This is a genomic window from Maribellus sp. YY47, from assembly GCF_023111095.1.
In the GTDB taxonomy this organism is placed as follows: Bacteria; Bacteroidota; Bacteroidia; order Bacteroidales; family Prolixibacteraceae; genus Draconibacterium.
In genome coordinates, this window is the sequence record NZ_JALGYW010000004.1 from 170,840 (window position 1) to 195,111 (window position 24,272).

Below are 24,272 nucleotides of genomic sequence, written 5' to 3' on the forward strand. Positions count from 1 at the left end.
ATGGCACCAACTAAGCTGAATAAAAATCAGATCATTCTTTTTATGCCCTATATCCTGTTTTTGGGTTTGGGAACATTTTACTACAACAGATTTGCAGAATATATATTCTTTTATCACGAAAAGTCGTCTTTATTTTTGGTAACCTTTCAGTATTTGCTGGAGCACTTACGACAACCCGGTGACTTTCTCGAATATTTAGCAGAATTACAAGTCAGCCTGTATTTTTACCCAATTTTAGGAGCGTTGATGGTTACTGTCGGGATATGTCTCATGGTATTTTTGTTGCAACGGATTGGAACGTATTTAAGCGGCAGATTACCCGCTGTTCTTCCTTTTTTTATCGGGGCGGTTTTATTCGTTATGCAAATTGATTATTTGTATAGCCCTGTAAATAACCTGGGAATCATAATTCAGGTATTTTTATTCTGGTTAACGCTGCGTTTTTTGGGGCGAAAAGGTCGTTGGATTCCGGTAGCTGCCTTCTTTTTATTGTATTTTTTATTTGGAGCCTATGCGCTGATTTTTGGACTGATGTACTCCGTTCTTCTTTGGCAGAAAAAACAATGGTTGAAATTGACAGTCATGTGGGGCCTAACCTTCACCTTTTTTTTGATTGGGGCCGAGTTTCTTTTTTATCAGAAAGTAGAAACTTTATTGATACACCCTTTTTCTTACGAAAAAATGGGAAGACAGCTTATCCCGTTTGTCTTCACTCTGGCTCTGATCGTTTCTTACCCTGTTGTAGTGCAGCTTACTATTGCCCGTAAAATGTCATGCTTTGCCATTCGACGAGTCAAATTGAGCCAGTTTGCACCATGGGTAATCCTGCTTGCAATGGTTATTCCCTGCTGGCAGGGAATCGATAAAAAGAACAGTCATTATTTTTATACTGAAAAGCTTTTCTATGAGCAAAAGTATGAAGATTTGATCAGCTATAACATGCAGTTCCCTTCAAACAACAGGCTTACAGTGTTTCTTACGAATATTGCATTGGCTGAAACGGGGCGGCTATCCGATATGCTGTTTCATTTTAACCAAAGTTCTGATGGGAAAACCCTGTTTCCGGAATGGCAAACCATAACTGAAGTTTTAAAACGCGGGGCGCACTATTATTACTGTATTGGTATGATAAATGAAGCACAGCGATGGGCTTATGAGTATATGGTTATGAAGGGAAATACTCCCGAATTGTTAAAACTACTGATCAGAACCGAACTTATAAATGGAAATTATGAGACAGCAGCAAAGTATATTTCCGTTTTGGAAAATACCCTTTTTTACCGCGATGAAGCCAGTTATTTTCGAGGATTATTATACAATGATTCTGCTGTTAACTCCGACGCAGAGCTGGGGAATAAGAGAAAACGGGATGTTAAAAAAGACTTTTTTGTGATAACGGAGAACCCTCTTATTGCTGTTGACAAAATAACTGAAGGTGATGTAATGAATAAGCAGGCCCTTGAATATAAACTTTCGTGGTTAATGTTGAATAAGGATATGAAAGGGGTTGTTCAATTGTTGCCTGCAATGGAAAAAGCAGGTTATACACGACTTCCGCATAATGTAGAAGAGGTAGTGGTTACCTATAAATTGTTGAAAATGGGCGATATGCCTGAGTTGACAAAATTAAAGATCGATCCAAAGACAGAACAAGGCTTTCAGCAATTTTACATGACCTTTCAGCAGAATAAGCATAATATGAAACAGGCCCAAAGGGCTCTGTTTCATGATTTTGCGTATACCTACTGGTACTATGTCTTTTTAGGTAGCCTGAATGCCAAAGCCACTCAAGACGTCTGAGTCTTCTTCTTCCTTTTTTACTGGTTTTCAGTATTGTTTTTAAAGAAGATGGTGAATAATACAAGTAAAAGAATTGACATTAGCGTTATAATCCCCCAGATTGCATCCCAGTTGTATCCTTCAGGACTTCTAAAAAGGTCGATAATATGGGCACAAATAAAATTACCCACCAATAACCCGACACCAAACGTAACCAGGAATATAAATCCCTGCGCCTGCGATTTTAATTCAGCAGGTGCTTTTTTGTCAATGTAGATTTGGCCACCTACGTAAAAGAAACCAAAAATTAACCCGTGAATTAGAATACCAATGTAAAACATCCAACTTTGGTGGATTACTCCTCCTGCCCAAAACGACAGGTATCTGATAAACAAAGCCATCAAACCCAGTATCATTACCTTTCTTAATCCAAACTTCTTTATGGCTGGTGTTACCAGGAGTAAAAATCCCATTTCTGCGAGTACTCCCCAATTCATGGTAACCGAGATATACTTGGTTTTAATGTTTAAAAGAAATTCAGAGAAAAATGAATAATACATGGCAAATGGAATCATGGATAAGAACGAGAAAAGGATGAACATGGCAAAATTTCGGTCCTTCATCAGTTCTATTGTTCTCAGACCAAAGGTGTCGATCAATGATCCTTTTTGTCCTTTGGCTGGAGGAGGAGTGTCAGGAAGAGCAAGGTTGGTCAGAATGGCAATTAAACTTACACCGGCACCACAATAAAAGGGAAGGTTGGTACCATCGAAATCGATATTCAGTACTTTGATAAAAAGTACACTGAAAATACCTGAGGCTACCCACCCGATAGAGCCAAAAATACGAACCTTTGGAAATTGTTCCGAATCAAGGTGAGCCATAGCAATGGAACTGGTGAGGCTCCAGCTTGGCATATACCCCAACATCGCAATTACCAGACAGATAAACAGTATGTCATGATTGTTGGTACTGCCGGCAAGAAATAACATGGCTGCATTGATGGTATTTAAAACGGCTAAAACCTTTTGACCTGCGAAAAAACGGTCGGCCAGCATTCCAACCACAGGTGAGAAAATACAGCCGATGGCCATAGAACTTAAAATCAGTGATTTCTCAAGACTGCTTACCTCCAGATTGGTAAGATAGGCAGCCAACGGAACCCACCATACAGCATACATCATATACTGCAGAAACAGCATTAATGAAAGTTTGATTCTTATCGTTCCTGTGTTAATTGTAGTGCTTGCCATAGTATTTTGCGTTATTGTATAAGTTTTGATTTGATTGTTTTGATATCGATTGCAGTGATAACTTGTAAAAAAGACCGGCTTTTCAAAGCCGGTCTTTTTATTTTCTAGCGAAATTAAACCATTAGTTATACCCCGGGTTTTGTTGTAATTGCGGAGCCTTGTTTTTCTCGGTACGCGATATTGGTAACCAGTAGTTGACGTCATTCCATGACCTTTGGTCCACAGGTGTTGCTTCATTGTAATTCCAAATTGTTGTACCATCCTGGAAATGGTAAATATTCATTGGACTTACATTTTGAATGACTTCGTCAGCAATCATCCATTTACGGATCATATACCAACGGTCGCCTTCGCCAAAGAATTCAACCTGGCGCTCGTGGCGATACCATTCTCTAGCCTGTTCCTGGCTCGATGTCACGCGGTCGGGTAATCCGGCACGGTTACGGATCATATTAAGTGCATCGATCCCTGCTTGCAGGTTTTCTCCACCTAATTCGATACATGCTTCGGCATAATCCAGAACTACTTCGGCGTAACGCATTTCGATCCATGCATTTTCGTTATTGAAATATTGACCGACAGTTGCAGGATCCTGGTATTTTTTGATGTAGTACCCGTTTTTCGTTCCGTTCCACGCTTCAATAGGTCCCTGGCGCGTATCAAGTCCGGCTACCTGATTACCAGTTGCTGCATTTACAAAAGCATCAACTTTTGTAGAGAATGCTGCTTGTCCAAGTCCGATATAGTCAGTACCACTTGTATTCAATTTGTAGCTGGTTTGAACACGACCTTCTGGGTCTAATGCTGCGCCGTCAGTTGGGCGGTCAATCCATTTCGCTCCGTCAAACAAGATTGATGCATAGAAACGTGGTTCACGACCAACGTATGGATTTCTTTCCGGATCTGCAGCCTTTTGAGCTGCTGTGGCAACCCTGTAGATGTTATCTCCCGGATTGTATTTATCCCACACAAAAGCAGAACCGTCGGCCATTTCAAATTCACGAACAACAGGTTCGTTTGGCCCATTATTACCCCAGTTGTGGTATCCGTTCGGACCCCACCATCTGTTTTGAGTAGTTCTGTTACCTACGGCCTGTAAATGTTGAACTCCCCAGATTGCTTCGTCGTTCCATGCGCCTTTTTGTGTGAAAATGCTGAAGAAGTTTTCGGCATATGCATCTACATCGGCTTCAGTCATAGGAGAAGGTGGATCGGATAAACCATTTACCGAGGTTAATGCATAGTCACCATAATCTCCATCCATGATATCTTTCGCAATCGTTTTGGCTTCTTCAAGTAAAGAAGATCTGCTATGAGACTTGAAAGAAACCAGTTCATCATTGGAATAAGCACCATGCATAAGTTCTCCGGTACTCCAACTCAACAGACGAGACTTGAGTGCCGCAGCAGCGCCCTTGGTTGCACGTCCTTGTTCCATAGCGTCTTTGGTAGGAAGGCCTTTAATGGCTTCATCCAGGTCAGCAAGAATAAAATCGAGTGTTGCATCCAAAGATGATCTGGTAATTGAAAGGAAGTCGTCGTCCAGAGCAAAAGGCTCGTCAATTAAAACAACACCGCCATAGGAGCGCATCAGGTTGGTATAGTCGAAAGCACGGATGAAATAAGCTTCAGCGATCATCACATCCAGTTCATCCTGTTGCCCTTGATTCTCAACAGGTACCTTATCAACGTTAGCCAGAAATACGTTAACGTTTTTAATGTTGGAGTACAAACCCCAGGTGATCCAGTTAAAACGCCAGTTCCCAAAGTGCCCCAATTCATCGGGGGTCATGTTTCCTTTAACAAAAGGATAACCTCCGGGGCGGTGAATACACAGTAATTCATCGGTTGCCCCTGAAAGCAGGTCTTCGCGCAGGCCCAAAAGCATATTATCGTCAACGCCAATGAAGTCGTAGCATCTTCCCAGATATGCTTTGGTGAGGTTCAGATCGCTGAATACAGATTCCTCGTTAAAAGCATCCACCGCTTTCTGATCGAGAATATCGTCGCAGGATGTCGTTACCCATATAAGTGAGAACAACAGTATTGAATATCCTAATATTTTTTTCATATTCGTCATTTTTCAAAATTCATTGATTCACTAAAATGTAACTTTTACACCAAGTGCCAGTGTTTTAACAGCAGGATAGTTCATTGGCGCTCCAATTTCAGGATCGAAATTTTTCTGAGCTGCATAGATCAGGAAAAGGTTGTTTCCTGCGAAATATACCTGAGCTCTTGAGATACCGAATTTTCCGAATACGTCATCCGGAATAGTATAGGTAAGAACAAGGTTTTTCAATCTGCAATAGGCCATGTTATCCAAATGGTAAGTGCTCATGTTTCGGTCGAACGACCAGTAAAGGTCATCACGGTTGTAGGCTCTCGCTACATCGGTGTGTGTATTCTCCGGTGTCCAGCGATTATCAAAACTCCATTGGAAGTAGTTACCTGCTTCACCACGGCGACCATCTGCAATGTTCATCCGGTAGTAAGTTCCCTGTCCTTGTGCTAACGCTGTTAAATTCCAGTTTTTGTAACTGATATCCAACGACAATCCGTAGGTGATTTCGGGAGCATTGGCTTTGTCTACCAGAATTTTATCGTCGCTTGTAATGGAACCGTCGCCATCAACATCGCGGAAAATAACGTCACCAGGTCTTGCGCCATCCCAGTGAGGATATGCATTAACTGCAGCTTCGTCGGCAAATATACCGATGGCATCGTACATTAACCATGCACCGTAAGGGTGTCCGGTGCGCTGTTGCCATGCTTCAGCTCTTTCCGGTTCATCCATAAATACCACCTCGTTGTGGGTGTAGCCAATATTACCGATAACATCAACCCGAAGGTCGTTGTTGATACTTTTGTGGTATCCGGCTTCAATTTCAAAACCACGGTTATCTACTTCTGCGATGTTTTCGCTTGGTAATGATAGTCCCGTAAATGTGGGGACCGAAGCATCTTTTTTTGCCAGGATATCGCTACGTTTTTGGTAGAAGAAATCAGCATTTAATGAAAACAGGTTATCCATGATCTGTGATTCGAAACCAAGGTTGTAAGTCGATTGCTTTTCCCAGGTAATATTTGGATTAGCAACAGTTGCCTGTTGAACAACTGTTTCAACAACTTTACCTGATCCCATGGTTAAACCTGTTCCTAATTTGTACTTGTTCATGTATTGGAACGGATCACCCGGGTCCATACCCATTTTACCATACGATGCCCTTAATTTGAAGTAGTTAATAACTGACAAGTTTTCTTTCCAGAAATTTTCTTCAGACGCACGCCACCCTGCCATAAAACCGGGAAAGTTACCCCAGCGGCTATCCGGCGGGAATTTCAGCGAACCGTCACGACGGAACAAAGCTTCGAATAAATATTTCCCCTGGTAACTGTAATTAACACGTCCGATAAGTGATTTACGAGCATAAATCCACATGGAACCCCAGTTGTCTTTATCCAGGTTGGCTCCTGCGTCGATTGTCTGAACAACATCAGAAATATAATATTTACGGAATGCTCCGAAATTATTGCTGGACTGATCAATTTGTTCGTAAGCTCCGAAGATGTTCACTGAGTGGTCGCCAAATTCACGGGCATAGTTGAAGTTGAAGTTAGCTAACTTGCGAATATTACGGGTATAATCTTCAGCCAGTTCAGGAGCAGAATAACCACGAAGTGCTGGCGTAAGATCCATGTCAATTACGTAGCCTTCCGAGTCGTAGGTTGCTGCTTCCCAGTTTTCGGTATACAGTGTCCACGGTTTGCGGAAACGTTTCCTGTACCAGTTGGAAACATCGTATGTATAGTAACCACTCAAAGTCAATCCCTTTACCATAGGAGGAGTTATGGTACCTTTAAATGTAAATTGATTGATGTAGTCTTTTTGATCATCGTAACCTCCTTCAAAAGTAGAAGTCACAACAGGGTTGTCTCCATATTCAATATCGGGGCCAGGTAAGCCGTTGGGCCAGAAAGACCAGCGGGTGGGAAGCAAACGGGTCGATTGCCCGTAGATATCACCGGCACCTTTAGTCGGATACTTTTTGTTGTTTAAGAATCCGGCATAGTCAATAGAAGTACTTAACCAATCGGTAATTGGCATTTCCAGTTTTGCGCGAATATTATATTGCTTGTAATTGGTTGATTGCTGCTCATAGATGGCTTCTTCGTTTTTGTACCCTAAGGACACATAATAACGCATACCATTTGAACCACCATCGATACTGAAGTTATGTTTGCTGGTTGTAGTCCAATCGGCTACAAGATCGCCAACCCAGTTGCTGTTGGGGTGTACCCATGGATCACGGCCACTGTAGAACAAGGCAATATCCTGATCAGAATAAGTTCTTGGTTTACCTTCATAATCCTGATATTCACTCAACATGGTAGCATAATCGCCGGCGTTGGTTACTTTGGGCAGGATGGTGGGTGTCATAAATCCCTGGTAGAACTGGTAGTTCATTCTGGGCTTTCCAGCTTGTCCTTGTTTGGTTGTTACCAGAATAACACCGTTCGCAGCAGAGGCTCCGTAAATGGCTGCAGAAGCATCCTTCAGTACCGACACACTTTCGATGTCCACAGGGTCAATGTCACTTAACGAACGACCCGGAATTCCATCAACTACCACCAAAGGAGCGGTTAGGGCTTCATCTTTGGCAGCATCGCTGTCTCCTAATGTTGTGCGACCACGAATTAAAAGTCTGGCATCACTCTGTCCTGGTTCTCCTGTTGTTTGAATACCGGTTACACCAGGCATACGGCCTGACAAGGTGTTGGTAACATCGGCTGCCGGAATTGATTCAATTTGATCGCCACTAACAGTAGCAACAGAACCAACAACATTGGCTTTCTTTTGCATGGCATAACCTACCGCAATTACTTCGTCCAGACCGATGGCTTCAGTTTCCAATGTTACATTAATCGTAGTGTTGTTTCCAATTCTAACTTCCTGTGGCTTCATTCCAACAAACGAGAAAACAACAGTTTCTGCATTGGCAGGAACTTCCAATGAATAGTTACCGTCAACATCGGTAATAATTCCCACTGTTGTACCTTTAACTACAACAGAAACTCCGGGTAGGGGAGCACCTGTATCGTCAATAACCTTACCTCTGATTGTTTTATCCTGTAATCCGTCTGTGGAGGTCTTCGAAGTTGTGGGATTGTCAATCGCATAGGAATTTGGTGCGATTGTTAGCATACTTGCCAGTAGAATTATGGCAATACAGCTTAGCTTTTTCCACTTTCCCAAGTGTTGGAAAAGCAAAACAATTACGTTTTTTTCCATAAGAATTAATGGTTTAGCTTGTTAAACAAATTAAATTATTGTTCTTTTCGAAACGCCTTATAACTGACCAGGCTCGTTAACGTTCCAGTTACTTAGTTTTAATGTAGATATTCCGGTCGTTTTATTGTGTAAAGATTTAGTTCGTTAATAAGTATAATTAAAACTCGCTTATTTATTAATCAACTTAGTTTTTCCCTTTTACTTTTTGGTGATATGGCCAGAGCCTGATAATTCAAGGACGTAAAAAAATGTTTTCGTCAAGTTTAAGTTATTGTTTTACGTTGTTTTCAGCATCCTAAAAATTTTAGTCTGCGGTTCTAAATTATACAGGTTGGACGTAATTCCCTACCATTACCGACCTGTTGTAAAACATGTAAGGAGTTACTAATTGTGAAATGGAATGGTTTAATGCTGTGGTAGCCAGGAGTATGTGTATTTGTGCCTAGAAGTGTAAAAAACTCACTTATTTAACGTTGTAGAACTAAAATATAGCATTACACAAAATGTAGTAATGTAAGTAAATGGGTAGGTAACAGAAGATGAAAATTCGCTGGTATCGTTATTCCGAAAACATCAAATCAATTTTTAAAGATTACCAACATTGCATTTCGTTTGATTGATTATTGTCGTGCTAAACATCATTCATTTGAAATAAGCTTGAAAGATTCTTTTAAATTTGTTGGAGTAATAAATAAAAGCTTAATAATAACAATAAACATGACTGGAATAAATTGCTACCTGCCGGTTGAAAGTATTGAAACTGTAACGGATGTTATTCGTGAATTGCAGCAAAACCCTCTTGCTCAAACTATTTATGTTTCTGATGAAACCGCCAGACAAGCGGGAGGTAAGGCCAAAGCTTTTTCCTATAAAGGATTCGGAAGTACAAACTGGTTGAAAGCGTTTGCTGAAACGATTTCCGATGTAGATTATGTGTTGTTGTTATCAAAAGATACAAGGCTTTCTATGGGACAGTTTGCTTTGGAGCGGATGTTGGGAGTTGCCGAAGCTACAGGTGCCGTAAAAGTGTATTCTGATTACTATGAAGTAAAAGAAGGACAGCTTTCTGCACATCCGGTAATCGATTATCAGGAAGGCAGTTTGCGCGACGATTTTAACTTTGGACCTCTGGTTTTATACCGCGCCGATGCTTTGAAACAAGCGATTGATAGCATGATCCAGGAGTTTGAAAATGCCGGAATGTATTACCTGCGTTTGAAATTATCGCAATTGGGAGAATTTATCCGGATTCCTGAGTTTTTATATACCATCGACGAAACGGATCTGCGAAAAAGCGGACAGAAATTGTTTGATTACGTGGATCCCAAAAACCGGAGTGTGCAAATTGAAATGGAGCAGGCTGTTACCGAACATTTGAAGGATGTGAAAGCCTGGCTGGCGCCCGAAACAAATGTGTTGGAATTTGATCAGGCTGCTTTTAAACAAAAAGCTTCAGTAGTGATTCCGGTCCGCAACCGGGAAAAAACAATTGCCGATGCGATTGAATCTGTTTTGTCGCAAGAAACAAGCTTTGATTTTAACCTGATCATTGTTGATAATCATTCAACAGATAGAACAACGGAAATTATTCGCTCGTTTGCGGACAAGGACAAAAGGGTAGTGCACATTATTCCCGAACAAAACGATCTGGGAATTGGTGGATGCTGGAACCTGGCTGTACACGATTCGCGATGCGGAATGTTTGCCGTTCAACTCGATAGCGACGATATTTATAAAGATGAAAATACACTGCAAAAAGTAGTCGATGTATTCGAACAGGAAGGATGTGCGATGGTAGTCGGAACCTACCAGTTGGTAAACTTCAAGCTCGAAGAAGTTCCTCCGGGAATTATCGACCACCGCGAATGGACGCCTGACAACGGTAAAAATAATGCTTTGCGCATAAACGGACTGGGAGCGCCGCGTGCCTTTTATACGCCGGTATTGCGTGAGGTGAAAATTCCTAACGTGAGTTATGGTGAAGATTATGCGGTTGGCTTGGCAATTTCGAGAGACTATTCAATTGGCAGGATCTACGAAAATCTATACCTGTGCCGCCGTTGGGACGATAATTCCGATGCTGCGCTCGATATTGTAAAAGTAAATGCTCACAATACCTACAAAGACCGTATTCGCACCATCGAATTAAAAGCGCGTCAACGTAAAAATGCCTGATATGCAGCAGTACACTGAACAGGTATTACAATTGCTGACGGAGCAAAAAGAAGGATGGCCGCTGGCTACCAAAAATTTTGCCGGGTTGGAGAAAGTACGCACACGGGCTTTCAACTTTGATGAAGTTGAGATAAACGTTCAGTTTAATCCGGAACGAATTGTTTCTTCCGCTGCAAAAGTGGATGCCAAATCCATTGAGGCACGCCCGTGTTTTTTGTGCAGTGCCAATCGCCCAAAAGAACAGCGTGGAATTGTTATAGGTTCTTATTCGGTGCTCGTGAATCCTTTCCCCATTTTTCCTCAACATTTTACGATTGTAGAAGCCGAACACGTTCCTCAGCAAATAAAAGGACGTTTGGGCGACATGCTGGAACTGGCCTTCTCGTTGCAGGGATTTACCCTCTTTTACAATGGCCCAAAATGCGGCGCTTCTGCTCCCGATCATTTCCATTTTCAGGCCGGAAACAGGGGATTTATGCCGATCGAGGACGAGCTTGAAAAGCTGAAAAATGGTGCGTCGCAAAAGCTTAATTATTTAAAATCAGATGTGTGGGCAGTAAAAGATGGTCTGCGTAATTTTCTTTTGCTGGAATCGGCCGAAAAGGATGTTCTTGAAAAGGATTTTCAGAAAATATATGAAAATTTAGAGGCAGCTGAAGAGGAACCGATGATGAATATTCTAGCGTTTTACGAAGGCGGCAAATGGAAGGTGATTGTCTTTCCGAGAGCGATTCATCGTCCTGCGCAATATTTTGCAGAAGGGGAGGGGAACATTCTGATCAGTCCGGCATCGGTGGATATGGGCGGTGTATTGATCACTCCGCTGGAAAAGGATTTTGATAAAATCACCCAGGAAGACATTAGTGATATTTTTAAGCAGGTACTTTATTCTAAGTCTGCGTTTAACCAATTGATACAAAAGCTAGAAAATGCATAAAATCCCAACCATCGACGTGGGCATCATGAGTGCCGACGAAATTCTGTTTTCTTTAAATGGTTCATTTCTGTTGAATGGCAATTCTGCTGTGCTTTCCGGAGAGCAATCGGTAAGATATGAAAATGGAATGCTTAAAATGCATAACTCCGATTTTTGTGAAAAAGAATTATTGTTTACTCCGATCGATTTTGATCAAACTGAATTTCAACTGAAAGACGTTGTGATCGGTGTGAACTTTCACTGGGAGCAAAAAGAAAATCAGAAATTTAAAGGCGCACTAAAACTGATTGTTGAAGACGGAAAAGTTACTGCTATTAATGTTTTGCCGCTGGAAAACTATTTGATTTCGGTGATTTCTTCCGAAATGAGTGCCAACAGTTCGCTGGAACTTTTAAAAGCACATGCCATCATTTCCCGCAGCTGGCTGATTGCGCAAATCGAAAAACAGGAGCAGATCACCGGGGCGACCGAAAAATATGAAAGCACCTTTGTTTCCGAGCATGAATACATAAAATGGTACGACCGTGAAGATCACAGTAATTTTCATGTGTGTGCCGACGATCATTGCCAGCGCTACCAGGGAGTAACGCGTGCTGACAATCCCAATGTAGTAAAGGCAGTGAATGAAACTTCGGGTGTAATTCTTTCTTACGATGGCAAAGTGTGCGATGCCCGTTTTTCGAAAGCCTGCGGAGGGATAGCCGAACGGTTTGAGAATTGCTGGGAGCCGGTCAGTCATCCTTATCTGACAGCTGTGGTGGATAATCCCCAATTTCCGGCGGGTTTTGAGCAGGATTTGACGATTGAGAAAAATGCAGCGAAATGGATCACCGATGAGCCTGAAGCTTTTTGCAATACGCACGATGAGGTAGTGTTGAAGCAGGTGTTGAACGATTACGACTGGTCGGCGAAAGACTTTTATCGCTGGACGGTGGAATATTCGCAGGCAGAAATTAGCGATCTGATCCGGCGACGTTCCGGAATCGATTTTGGCGATATTTTGGATTTGGTCCCTGTTGAAAGAGGGACGTCAGGTCGTCTGATTCGCATGAAAATTGTAGGTTCAAAACGAACGATTACTGTTGGAAAAGAGTTGGAAATACGTCGCTGGTTAAGCGAGTCACATTTATACAGCTCAGCATTTCTGGTTGAGAAGCTGGAGGTTGAAAACGGTCTGCCCGGAAAATTTGTATTGAAAGGCGCAGGCTGGGGACACGGTGTGGGGCTTTGCCAGATTGGTGCTGCCGTGATGGGACACAAAGGATATAAATACGACGAAATTCTGAAACACTATTTTAAAAACGCCACACTGGAAAAACGATATTAAAAACCTATCTTCAACATCAAACCGAAAAAAATGACTAAAAAACGTTCTCCCTGGTTTTGGGTTCCCACTCTTTATTTTGCCGAAGGTCTGCCCTACGTAATGGTAATGACCCTTTCTGTGATCATGTACAAACGGCTGGGCATTTCGAATGCGCAATTTGCACTTTACACCAGCTGGTTGTATTTACCCTGGGTGATCAAACCTTTGTGGAGTCCTTTGGTCGATCTTTTCAAAACCAAGCGCTACTGGATCATAATCATGCAATTGCTGATCGGGGCCGGTTTGGCGGGCGTTGCTTTTACTATTCCTGCCGATAATTTTTTCCGGTATACCATGGCTTTCTTTTGGTTGCTGGCTTTTAGTTCGGCCACACACGATATTGCTGCCGATGGTTACTACATGCTGGAGTTATCGTCGGGAGACCAGGCTTTCTTTGTGGGGATCAGAAGCACTTTTTACCGGTTTGCGATGTTGACCGGACAAGGTTTGCTGGTAATTCTGGCCGGCACGCTTGAAACTGCAACCGGTTTGCCTCCTTTGAAAGTAGAGGTAGAAGCTCAGCGAAATGCCATTCTTCAGAATGATTTTAATCCGGAAAGCTTTTCCGCTTTAAATGAAACGGGTGAAACTTATTTTGTCGCTCCCGAAACGTTGACAATTCCAATTGGTAAAGTGTCAGCAATTAAAGCTGATTCGGTGTTTAAAAGGATTGATCAGTGGAACATCGATCACGGATTTTATTTGAAAGAGGAAAAAGTAACGAAAGATAAAAGGCCCGGCATTTGGAAAAAGTATGTTGTTATTCCATTGGAAAAATCGTTAAAAAAACTCTTCAATTCAGAAGAGAAAAAGAAGAGTGCGCAAGTAGGAAACTACGCGATCTTACCCATTCAGCTTTCTAAGAAACCAAATGCTGGGGATCAACTGGTTTTGAATTTTGGATTTGATAACGGTGACAACAGTATTCGTCTGATTCATGAATACCGTTACGAGTTTAATGAAAGCAACTGGGACAAACCTGCCTTTGCGGTAGTTCAGCTCGATTCGAAATTAAATAAACCCACGCAGGCCAGTTTTATTGGCCGGTCGGGGAACATTCGTTTTGCATGGTTGGTGTTGTTTGTAGTGGTGGCTGTACTTTTTGTGCTGTTTCACCTTTACCATCGGTTTATGTTGCCAAGGCCGGCAAGCGATGTTGCTGCGAAATCGAATAGTAAAGGAATCTGGAGTGAGTTTCTGGAAACTTTTGCCAGTTTTTTCAGGATGAAACAAATTGGTGCGGCTTTGCTGTTTATGCTTTTGTACCGTTTAGCCGAATCGCAACTGGTAAAAATGGCGTCACCGTTTTTATTGGATGCAAAAGAAGCCGGAGGTTTAGGCCTTACCACAGGTGACCTCGGACTTGTTTACGGAACGGCAGGAATGATCGCACTTACGGTTGGTGGAATTCTGGGAGGCATTGTTGCTTCCAGAAACGGTTTGAAATACTGGATTTGGTGGATGGCGCTGGCCATTAACCTGCCCAACCTTGGATATCTTTTATTATCTGTATTTACACCCGATTCGTTGTGGTATGTAATGGCGGCAGTGGTGGTGGAGCAGTTTGGTTACGGCTTCGGATTCACTGCCTACATGTTGTACCTCATCTACATTGCACAGGGAAAGTACCAAACCGCGCATTATGCGATTGCCACTGGTTTTATGGCGCTCGGGATGATGATTCCGGGAATGGTGAGCGGTTGGTTACAGGAAATTCTGGGTTATCAGCATTTCTTTATTTGGGTGATGATTTGTACACTGCCCATTTTTGCGGTTTTACCTTTTTTGAAAATCGATCGTAGTTTTGGAATTCGGAATAACAAGCAGAATTCATAAAGGATCTCTGATTTGACTGTCAGTTTTTGCCTAAAATATTTTACATTTAACGCTTTGTAAAATCAGTAAAACATGGAAGAATTAACCGTTGGAACGAGGGTCGAACACCCAAGATATGGCGAAGGGATTATCAGTAAGGATAACATCACTGCCTACGAGATATTTTTTGAACGCGGAGGTAAAATCGAAATTACCAAGCGAAATACCGATTTGAAGGTTTTGCAGTTAAATCAAACGGGAGCCAAGTCCGGATTATCGATAAAAGATTTTGAAAAAGTGATGACTTACGTGCTCGATCAGTACGGTGCATTAAGCGAAATTGTTCCATTGGGCGAAAAGTGGCAGGGAGGAACATTGTTGATGCAGCCGGCAAATCCTGCGCTTCAACCCAAAGAAATACCAATTGAAACCTTCTTTCATAAAATTGTAATGTTGCGCGACCGTTTAAGGGTTCTGGAGCAGAACATTAACAGCAGCACTTCACTTTCTGACGAGGAAAAAGTAAACATTCAACAGTACATTACACGTGTTTATGGATCGTTGACAACGTTCAATGTTCTCTTTTCAGAAAAAGACCATTATTTTGTAGGAGTAAAATCAAAATAAAAAAGGGCGGGAGGTGAAGAACCAACCGCTTTTTTCTTAAATCATAAACCAATGAAACTAATTCGATTAATTGTAATTATCATGTTTATAAGCGTGGGCGTTGATGCTCAAAATGAAGTGTTAAAAGTATGGCCGAATGGCGCACCCAACGATAACGGGATGAAATTACCCGAAGAAAAGTACGATGGTGTTCGGGTACGAAATGTATCGGAGGCCGAAATGTATGTTTTCCTTCCCGGGAAGGAAATTAACACCGGCACCGCTGTTTTGATTTGCCCCGGAGGAGGTTATGCCATCGAAGCAATGGATCACGAAGGGTACGATGTGGCGCGTTTTTTACAGGAAAAAGGTATTGCCGGAATTGTGCTGAAATACCGGCTTCCCTACGGACATGATGAAATTCCGTCGTGGGATGCCCGGCGCGCCATGCGCACCATTCGCGCAAATGCGGAGAAGTGGGGAATCAATCCTGAAAAGATAGGAATTGCCGGTTCTTCTGCCGGAGGTCATTTGGCTTCCACTGCTGGAACCGTTTTCGATGCAGGAAATGCGCAAAGCGAAGACCCGGTTGAAAAATTCAGCTGCCGCCCCGATTTTATGTTGCTGTTGTATCCTGTTATTACCATGAACGAAGAGTTCACTCACATGGGTTCGCGTGAAAACCTCATCGGCAAAGGACACGACCAAAAACTGGTGCGCAAATATTCAAACGAATTAAATGTAACGGCAGAAACACCACCAACATTTTTAATACTGGCCGACGACGACGCGGGAGTTCCGCCAAGAAATTCGATCGAATTTTATTCGGCCTTGAAACGCAATAAAGTGCCGGCAGAACTGCACATTTTCCAAAAAGGTGGCCACGGATTTGGAATCAGACAGGAAGGTCTGCCTGCCAATAACTGGCCCAATATGTTTGTTGACTGGCTGAAAGCCAGAAAGATTGTTGAATAAAGAATGCTGATTAACGAATAATGATTGCAGAAGTTTTTTCCCTGGAAAATCCTTCTTAAATCTTCAATCCTTAATCGACATTCACAAATCTGATTTCCATGAGTACTCATCCACTGAGAATTTTAAAATACTGTCCGAAATGCGGTTCCGAAAAGTTTGTTCCCTCTGGCGAACGATCCTTAAAATGCGGAACCTGCGGATTCCATTATTTTGTAAACTCGGCCGCTGCGGTGGCGGCTTTAATTACCGACGAAGACGGAAAATTGATGCTGGTTACCCGCGGCGTTGAACCCGATTACGGAAAACTGGATTTGCCGGGTGGCTTTGTCGATCCGATGGAGACGGCAGAAGAAGCCGTAATCCGTGAATTGTCAGAGGAACTTGGGTTGACAGTTACAAGTCTGGAGTATTTGTTTTCGGCACCCAATGAGTATATTTTTTCTGAATTCAAGGTTTTCACCCTCGATCTTGCTTTCTGGGTAAGTGTTGATTCAGTGGAGAATTTAAAGGCCATGGATGATATTCTGGCTTATCGTTTTTATGCTGAAAATGAGTTTGATTACGCCGAAATTCCGGCGCCATCCATTAACAGTTTTGTTAAAAGGTATTTTGAAAGAGAAAGACAGAAAAATAGCTAGATAGAAGTAACGGGAGATTAGAAGATGAAAGATATTATTCAACAAAGAATAGCAGCCCTCCGTGCTGAAATGAGTAGAATAGGAATTGACGCCTGGTACATTTCGGGTACCGATCCTCATTCAAGCGAATACCTTCCCCAGCGATGGGAAACACGCGAGTTTATCTCCGGATTTACCGGTTCTTACGGATTGGTAGTGGTTACGAAAGAGAAGGCGGCGCTGTGGACCGATTCCCGGTATTTTTTACAGGCTGCCGATGAGTTGAAAGGAAGCGGAATTGAAATGATGAAACTGCGTGTTCCGGATGCGGTTTCGCCGCAAGTGTGGCTCACTCAAAACCTTAAAGCAGGGAGTAACGTTGGGATTGATGCAAAAACGGTTACCGTTGCAGAATTTCGTAACCTTCAAAGAACACTGGTCAAGCAAAATATAGAACTGGTTGAAACGCCCGATTTATTTGATGCGATTTGGGAAGATCGCCCTGCAATTCCAACAGATAAGGCGTTTGAGCTGGATGTACAGTATGCCGGACTGTCCAGGAAAGAAAAACAACAGGCAGTTGCTGTTGAATTAGCTAAAACCGGTGCCGATCTTCAGGTTGTTTCCATGCTGGATGAACTGGCCTGGTTGTATAATCTGCGTGGCTCTGATGTGCCTTACAATCCGGTATTCACCGGGTTTGGTATTATCGGAGCAACGGAAAGCACTCTTTTTGTTGATGCCGGAAAGATTGATCCGGCTTTAAAATCGAAACTGGAAACCGAAGGAGTTCAGCTAAAAGCTTATACTGAATTCTACACCTATCTTTCTGAGATAAGCGGTAAGAAAATATTTATCGACTCCGGATCGCTGAACTATTCCGCCTGCAGTGCGCTAATTGAACAAAATGAGATAGTGGAGGGAACTTCGAAAGTTGCCATTTTAAAGGGGCAGAAAAATTCCATTGAGATTGAAGGGTTCAGAAAAGCCATGGTAAAAGATGGCGTTGCGTTGGTCGAATTTCTGTATTGGCTGAAAGAAACGATAGGGAAGAAGCCGGTAAGCGATTATGAAATTGGCGCGAAATTGGCTGAATTCCGATCAAAACAGGCAGGTTTCAAAGGCGAAAGTTTCCCGCCGATTGTCGGGTACAAGAGCCGCGGAGCCATTGTTCATTTGCATATCGGAGCAAACGATGGTTTGCCTGTTGAAGCAGATGGCGCTTTGTTGTTTGATTCGGGCGGACAATACATTGACGGAACTACCGACATAACTCGGACTGTGGCGCTAGGCGCTGTATCCGATCAGTTTAAAACCGATTTTACGTTGGTGTTAAAGGGAATGATTGGTTTAACCATGGCTAAGTTTCCGTATGGTACAAAAGGCTGTCACCTGGATATTCTGGCTCGGCAGGCACTTTGGGAAAACGGCATGAATTACGGACATGGAACCGGCCACGGAGTGGGGCACTTTCTGAATGTGCACGAAGGTCCGATGGCAATTCGCCAAGAGTACAACGAAAATCCGATTCTTCCGGGCAATGTGATGTCGAACGAACCTGCATTTTACCGCGAAGGGCTTTATGGTATTCGTTCCGAAAATATGATGGTGTGTGTGGAAGGGGAAGTAACTGACTACGGTCGCTTTCTGAAGTTTGAGACGTTGACACTTTGCCCCATCGATACTTCGCTGATTAACCTGGCTTTATTGAACGAGCGGGAGAAAAACTGGCTGAATAAATACCACAAACAGGTGAATACAGCGTTGAAACCTTTACTGGATATACAGTACCACGATTTTCTGGATAAGCTGACAGAAGAAATTTAGTCGTTTCGTTTCCGGAACAGGAGAAAGGCATTGGCCAGGTAAGCAAGGGCAATTAAGAGGTTACCAACCAGGTTGTGGGTGAACTCGTTTACCAGCTTTCCACACAGGGCAATCAAACCGCCCGTGATCATGGCCAGTGCAACATTCTTTTTGTTCACTTTCAGCTGAAACAATCCGGCCAGCGTGGGGACTACAAATGCTCCTGAAAAAAAGGTAAGCGCCAGCAGCAGTGCCTGGATAATCGAGGTGATGTACAAGGCGATCAGCAGGCTCAATCCGCCAATTACAACGATCAGGTAGCGGGTGAGTTTTAAGGACCTTTCCTTGTTTAGGTTTCCGGTAACCAATTCGCTCAGAATAATCGAAGAAGTGAGCAAAGTAGTATCGGCCGACGACATAACTGCCGATAACAGGGCCGCCAGAAAAAGCCCGTAAGCCCAGGCCGGGAGTAAATGTTGCGCAAACGAAACGATCGCTTCGCCCGAACCTTTCGAATAAATGCCCAGCCAGGTAAGCGCAAATGAAACCGGGATTAAAATAAAAGCCACTATTAAAACGCTGCGGGCGGCAGTTTTTTCGTTGCGCGCACAAAATACACGCGAATAAATATCGGGTCCTACCACAAAAGTAACCGAGTAGGTAAGGAGCAGAATCACGAGGTCGATCAGGTCAAAAGATTCATTAAACAAGGCCGATGGAGTCAGGGCTTCAAGTTGCATGCTTTCAGGGGCTGGCAAGGTGAATACCAGCAGCGCCATTATTCCGGCAAGGATAAGTACCGATTGCAGGGTATCCGTTTTTAAAATACTCATTTGACCGCCCAGCAAAGTGTAAACAATAAACACAATCCCCGATAAAACAGCGGCTTGCGGGTAATCAATCGAATTCAGCCCGGTAAGAATTTTGGCTGCGGCAATAATCTGCGCAGCTACAATTCCCAGCCACGCGATCGGAATAATCAGCGACGCGATGGTTTCAGCTTTTTTCCCGTAAAAAGTACCGAGTAACTCGGGCAAGGTAAAATTCCCGAAGCGTTTTACGTATTTCGAAAGCGGTACGAGCACAAACAGGCCAATGGCCGCACTAAACAAAAACCACAGTGCCGCCCACCCGGTTTTCTGGCTTAATTCGATGGTGCCTAGCACGGCCGAACCACCCAGAATGGTTGCCAGCAAACTGCCCGAAACCGGCAGCAAACCTGCCTTTTTACCGGCCACATAGTAGTCTTCGGGCTTTTTTATCTTGAAGGCCGAGTAAACGCCGATTCCAACGATAAAAACAAAATACGCGATGATGATTCCTTCTACTAACATAATGTGATGACTGCAAATATCGAAAATCTGAAACAAAATTGTACATTCGATACTAATATATCAATCCGGTTCAAGATTGTTGAAGAGAAACGGATGGGTGAACGTTACACTGTAATTCAGGTATCTTAAATTTATTTCATATGAACAAATCGATTATTGTCCCCCTATTGCTAATGCTGTTTCTGGCCGCCTGTTCATCAAAAGAAAAGGTAGTGCCACCGGTTGTTAAAAAGATTCCAAAAGAACTGACAACCCACGGCGATACACGTATTGATAATTATTACTGGCTGAATGAAAGAGAGAATCCGGAGGTAATTGCCTACCTGGAAGCAGAAAATGCATATACCGATGCGGTGATGAAACCTACGGAAGCGCATCAGGAAAAGCTTTATGAAGAGATCAAATCGAAGATTAAACCGGAAGATGAATCGGTTCCGTACAAAGAGAACGGATATTATTACTACGATCGTACGGAGGCTGATCAGGAATATTACCTGGAATGCCGGAGGAAAGGCAGTTTGGATGCCGAAGAAGAAGTATTGCTGGATGTAAATGAAATGTCGGAAGGCTACGAATATTATGCTGTTGGAGGATTATCGGTAAGTACTGACAACAAACTGCTGGCTTTTGGCGTGGATACGCTTAGCCGACGGAAATACACCATCTATTTTAAAAACCTGGAAACCGGAGAACTTTTACCGGATGCAATTCCGCTCACCACCGGAAGCGCTGTTTGGGCCAACGATAATAAAACCGTTTACTACACGCTCAAAGACGATGTTACCTTACGTTCAGAGAAGATTATGAAACATGTTTTGGGAACTCCATTCGAAAATGACCAGGAAGTTTTTAATGAGGCCGATGAAACGTTTTCGTGTTTTATTTACAAAACCAAATCGCAGGATTACCTGATTATTGGAAGTGAAAGTACCCTGACATCAGAATATCGTTACCTCGATGCCAATCATCCGGAAGGTGAATTTAAAATCATTCAACCACGCGAAAGAGGGCTGGATTACTCAGTGGATCAGGCAGCAGATTATTTTTATATACGCACCAATCTTGATGCACAAAACTTTCGATTAATGCGCACTTCCGTCAAAGCCACCTCAAAAGAGAACTGGGAGGAAGTGATTGCTCATCGTAACGATGTCTATTTTTCTGACTTTGATGTTTTCAAGGATTACCTTGTGGTTTCAGAACGTAAGGAAGGAATTAACCGGCTTCGTGTAATGCCCTGGCAGGGAGAGGAATATTATATTGATTTTGATGAGGAAGTTTATACTGTTCGTCCAAATGTGAATCTTGATTTTGATACTGATTTGTACCGGTTTAGCTATACTTCGCTGACAACACCCAGCTCTGTTTATGATTTCAACATGAAAACAAAAGAGCGTGTTTTGTTGAAAGAGCAGGAAGTGCTGGGGGGATTTAACAAGGACAATTACGAAACCAAACGAATTTATGCCACGGCAGGCGACGGAACCCTGATTCCGATGTCGATCGTTTATAAAAAAGGCATTAAAAAGGATAGTAACAACCCGACGTTGCTGTATGGCTATGGTTCGTACGGAGCAACCATGGATCCCTCTTTTTCTGTATCGCGTCTGCCGTTGCTCGATCGTGGTTTTGTGTATGCAATTGCCCATATCCGCGGAAGCCAGATCAACGGCCGGCAGTGGTATGAAGATGGCAAGCTGCTGAAGAAAATGAACACTTTCACCGACTTTAACGATTGTGCTCAGTTTTTAATCGACGATGGTTATACCAACCCGGAAAAATTGTTTGCGCTAGGAGGTAGTGCCGGAGGATTGTTAATGGGCGCCTGCATCAATTTGCGTCCTGAACTGTACAAAGGAGTCATTGCCGCAGTTCCGTTTGTGGATGTGGTGACTACCATGCTGGATGAAAGTATTCCGCTTACGACCAGTGAATTCGACGAGTGGGGAAATCCGAAGGAAGAGAAATATTATTATTACATGCTTTCGTACTCTCCCTACGATAATGTGGAAGCAAAAGACTATCCGGCATTGATGGTAACCACCGGGTTGCACGATTCTCAGGTGCAGTACTGGGAACCTGCCAAATGGGTAGCCAAACTACGCGATATGAAAACAGATGATAATCCGCTGATTTTTCATATCAACATGGATTTTGGACACGGTGGCGCTTCGGGGCGTTTTGAATGGATCAGGGACGTTGCCTTACAGTATGCCTTTATTTTTGACCAGATCGGAATCACTGAATAGCGCAACTTACGGTTTTATGCCGCATTAAAAAGAAAAGGAATCGAACAGGCAGGGAGGTGTTCGGTTCCTTTTTGTTTTTTCGGGACTAGAAAAAGAAACCGCACTCTGTAAGGAGAACGGTTTCTGATGCCAGCGGTTGGAAGCCGCTTCTATTTTATGCTTTTAGCTTCTTGTATTTGAAGCGTTTCGGAGCTTCGGCACCCAATCGTTTTTTGCGGTTTTCTTCGTATTCCGAGAACGAACCTTCAAAAAAGTGAACGTGTCCTTCGCCCTCAAAAGCCAGAATATGTGTTGCGATACGGTCGAGGAACCAGCGGTCGTGCGAAATAACAACGGCACAGCCTGCAAAATTTTCGAGGCCTTCTTCCAGCGCACGAAGCGTATTTACGTCAATGTCGTTGGTCGGTTCATCGAGCAGCAACAGGTTGCCTTCCGATTTTAGTGCCAGTGCCAGGTGCAGGCGGTTGCGTTCTCCACCCGAAAGCACCCCGCATTTTTTCTCCTGATCTGATCCCGAGAAATTAAAGCGCGAAACATAGGCACGCGCATTGGCCTGCTTGTTTCCAAGCATAATGGTTTCGGTTCCCCCGGAAATTACTTCGTACACCGATTTGTTCGGATCGATGGCTTTGTGCGTCTGGTCGACGTAACTTACTTTCACGGTTTCGCCAATTGCAATGCTTCCTGTATCGGCATCCAGCTGTTTCATGATGAGTTTGAAGAGTGTGGTTTTACCCGCACCGTTCGGGCCGATAACACCGATAATCCCTGCAGGAGGGAGTTTGAAACTCAGGTCTTCGAACAGAATGCGATCGCCAAAACCTTTTTTAACGCCTTCCATTTCCACCACTTTATCACCGAGGCGTGGACCGTTCGGAATATAAATCTCCAGTCGTTCCTCTTTCTGACGTGTGTCTTCGTTCAGCATTTTATCGTAGGCGCTCAAACGGGCTTTGCTTTTGGCTTGACGCGCTTTGGGCGCCATACGAACCCACTCAAGCTCACGTTCCAGTGTTTTCTTGCGTTTCTGACTGCCTTTTTCTTCCTGTTCTAAACGGGCTGCTTTTTGTTCCAACCACGAGCTGTAGTTTCCTTTCCACGGAATTCCCATACCACGGTCCAGTTCCAGGATCCAACCGGCCACGTTGTCGAGGAAGTAGCGGTCGTGGGTGATACAGATTACAGTTCCCTTGTATTGGTCGAGGTGGGCTTCCAGCCACTGAATACTTTCTGCATCGAGGTGGTTGGTAGGCTCGTCAAGCAACAACACATCGGGTTCCTGTAACAAAAGACGGCACAAGGCAACGCGGCGGCGTTCACCCCCCGAAAGTTCGCTGATGGGCTGATCATCCGGCGGACATTGCAGCGCATCCATCGCACGTTCCAGTTTGCTGTCGAGGTTCCAGGCATCCAGAACATCCATTTTTTCCTGCAGCTGTGCCTGTTCGCTCATCAACTCATCCATTTTGTCCGGATTTTCATACACCTCGGGCAGCCCAAACAGTTGGTTGATTTCTTCGTAGCGATTCAGTACATCCACTGTTTCCTGCATGCCTTCTTTCACCACTTCAATCACGGTTTTGTTTTCATCGAGCTTTGGCTCCTGATCGAGTAAGCCGACCGAATAACCCGGTGCAAAAACCAGCTCGCCGTTAAACGATTTGTCCTGGCCGGCAATGATCTTCAGCAAAGTTGATTTTCCTGATCCGTTTAACCCGATAATGCCTATTTTGGCGCCCAGGAAAAACGAAAGCGAAATGTCTTTAATCACTGTTTTGTTGGGTGGGTAAACCTTACTCACCTTATACATCGAAAAAATTATCTTCTTGTCGTCGCTCATTTTGCAAAATTTAATTCCGCAGCTAAAATACAACAGAAAGCGGTATTAAAGAATGGAAACGCCGGAAATAGTTAAAGGGGAAATGGACGGTGGGTTCAGAGTTCAAAGTTCAGTGTTCAGAGTTCAGTGCAGTGATCAGTTGCAGTTCTAAGGGGCTGAAGGATTGATGATATTGAAGGACTGGAAAGGCCGAATTTCCAATGGCTCGAGGCTCGCTGCTTATTCTC

At 43.4% G+C, this 24,272-nt stretch carries 15 protein-coding genes; 10 read left to right on the forward strand and 5 right to left on the reverse strand.

The features are described 5' to 3' along the window. Window positions 1-1,800 (forward strand): DUF6057 family protein, encoded by a 1,800-nt coding sequence (locus MR764_RS04770; RefSeq protein ID WP_247978255.1) that lies wholly within the window; start codon window positions 1-3, stop codon window positions 1,798-1,800. 17 nt (window positions 1,801-1,817) lie between these two features. Here the strand turns inward: MR764_RS04770 and MR764_RS04775 are convergent, their stop codons facing one another. From MR764_RS04775 to MR764_RS04785, 3 genes are all read right to left on the reverse strand, one after another. Then, on the reverse strand, window positions 1,818-3,032 hold the full coding sequence (locus tag MR764_RS04775; RefSeq protein ID WP_247978256.1) for an MFS transporter: 1,215 nt from the start codon (window positions 3,030-3,032) through the stop codon (window positions 1,818-1,820). Window positions 3,033-3,153: 121 nt separating this feature from the next. Then, complete coding sequence (locus MR764_RS04780) at window positions 3,154-5,103, reverse strand: RagB/SusD family nutrient uptake outer membrane protein (RefSeq protein ID WP_247978257.1); 1,950 nt, start codon at window positions 5,101-5,103, stop codon at window positions 3,154-3,156. Between the two features lie 30 nt (window positions 5,104-5,133). After that, entirely contained in the window at window positions 5,134-8,325 is a 3,192-nt protein-coding gene (locus MR764_RS04785; RefSeq protein ID WP_247978258.1) for a TonB-dependent receptor, read from the reverse strand. A gap of 717 nt (window positions 8,326-9,042) precedes the next feature. Here MR764_RS04785 and MR764_RS04790 point away from each other — a divergent pair. The 8 genes from MR764_RS04790 (at window position 9,043) to MR764_RS04825 (ending at window position 18,643) form a co-directional block, all read left to right on the forward strand. Then, window positions 9,043-10,500 carry a glycosyltransferase family A protein gene (locus MR764_RS04790; RefSeq protein ID WP_247978259.1) on the forward strand — a complete coding sequence of 486 codons (1,458 nt, stop codon included), beginning with the start codon at window positions 9,043-9,045 and terminating at the stop codon, window positions 10,498-10,500. 1 nt (window position 10,501) lies between these two features. Next, a complete protein-coding gene (locus MR764_RS04795) occupies window positions 10,502-11,437 on the forward strand; it encodes a DUF4922 domain-containing protein (protein WP_247978260.1) in 936 nt (311 codons plus the stop codon). Further along, on the forward strand, window positions 11,430-12,764 hold the full coding sequence (locus tag MR764_RS04800) for a SpoIID/LytB domain-containing protein (protein WP_247978261.1): 1,335 nt from the start codon (window positions 11,430-11,432) through the stop codon (window positions 12,762-12,764). The genes MR764_RS04795 and MR764_RS04800 overlap by 8 nt, the downstream gene beginning before the upstream one ends. A 30-nt stretch (window positions 12,765-12,794) precedes the next feature. Continuing rightward, on the forward strand, window positions 12,795-14,639 hold the full coding sequence (locus tag MR764_RS04805) for an MFS transporter (RefSeq protein WP_247978262.1): 1,845 nt from the start codon (window positions 12,795-12,797) through the stop codon (window positions 14,637-14,639). 72 nt (window positions 14,640-14,711) lie between these two features. Continuing rightward, window positions 14,712-15,245, forward strand: coding sequence for a hypothetical protein (locus MR764_RS04810; protein ID WP_247978263.1), 534 nt, complete (start codon window positions 14,712-14,714; stop codon window positions 15,243-15,245). A 51-nt stretch (window positions 15,246-15,296) separates the two neighbouring features. After that, the gene (locus MR764_RS04815) at window positions 15,297-16,199 is read left to right on the forward strand and encodes an alpha/beta hydrolase (RefSeq protein ID WP_247978264.1); all 903 of its coding nucleotides are present in this window, start codon (window positions 15,297-15,299) and stop codon (window positions 16,197-16,199) included. 98 nt (window positions 16,200-16,297) lie between these two features. Next, complete coding sequence (locus tag MR764_RS04820) at window positions 16,298-16,837, forward strand: NUDIX domain-containing protein (protein WP_247978265.1); 540 nt, start codon at window positions 16,298-16,300, stop codon at window positions 16,835-16,837. A gap of 24 nt (window positions 16,838-16,861) precedes the next feature. Then, entirely contained in the window at window positions 16,862-18,643 is a 1,782-nt protein-coding gene (locus MR764_RS04825) for an aminopeptidase P family protein (protein ID WP_247978266.1), read from the forward strand. On the opposite strand, the gene MR764_RS04830 is transcribed toward MR764_RS04825, so the two are convergent. Further along, window positions 18,640-19,956, reverse strand: a complete 1,317-nt coding sequence (locus MR764_RS04830; RefSeq protein ID WP_247978267.1) for a sodium:solute symporter family protein — start codon at window positions 19,954-19,956, stop codon at window positions 18,640-18,642. The genes MR764_RS04825 and MR764_RS04830 overlap by 4 nt on opposite strands. Window positions 19,957-20,096: 140 nt before the next feature. On the opposite strand from MR764_RS04830, the gene MR764_RS04835 reads away from it, so the two are divergent. Beyond that, window positions 20,097-22,205 carry a S9 family peptidase gene (locus MR764_RS04835; RefSeq protein ID WP_247978268.1) on the forward strand — a complete coding sequence of 703 codons (2,109 nt, stop codon included), beginning with the start codon at window positions 20,097-20,099 and terminating at the stop codon, window positions 22,203-22,205. 154 nt (window positions 22,206-22,359) lie between these two features. Here MR764_RS04835 and ettA read toward each other — a convergent pair whose 3' ends face one another. Further along, window positions 22,360-24,045, reverse strand: coding sequence for an energy-dependent translational throttle protein EttA (gene ettA / locus MR764_RS04840; RefSeq protein ID WP_247978269.1), 1,686 nt, complete (start codon window positions 24,043-24,045; stop codon window positions 22,360-22,362). Window positions 24,046-24,272: the final 227 nt, after the last annotated feature.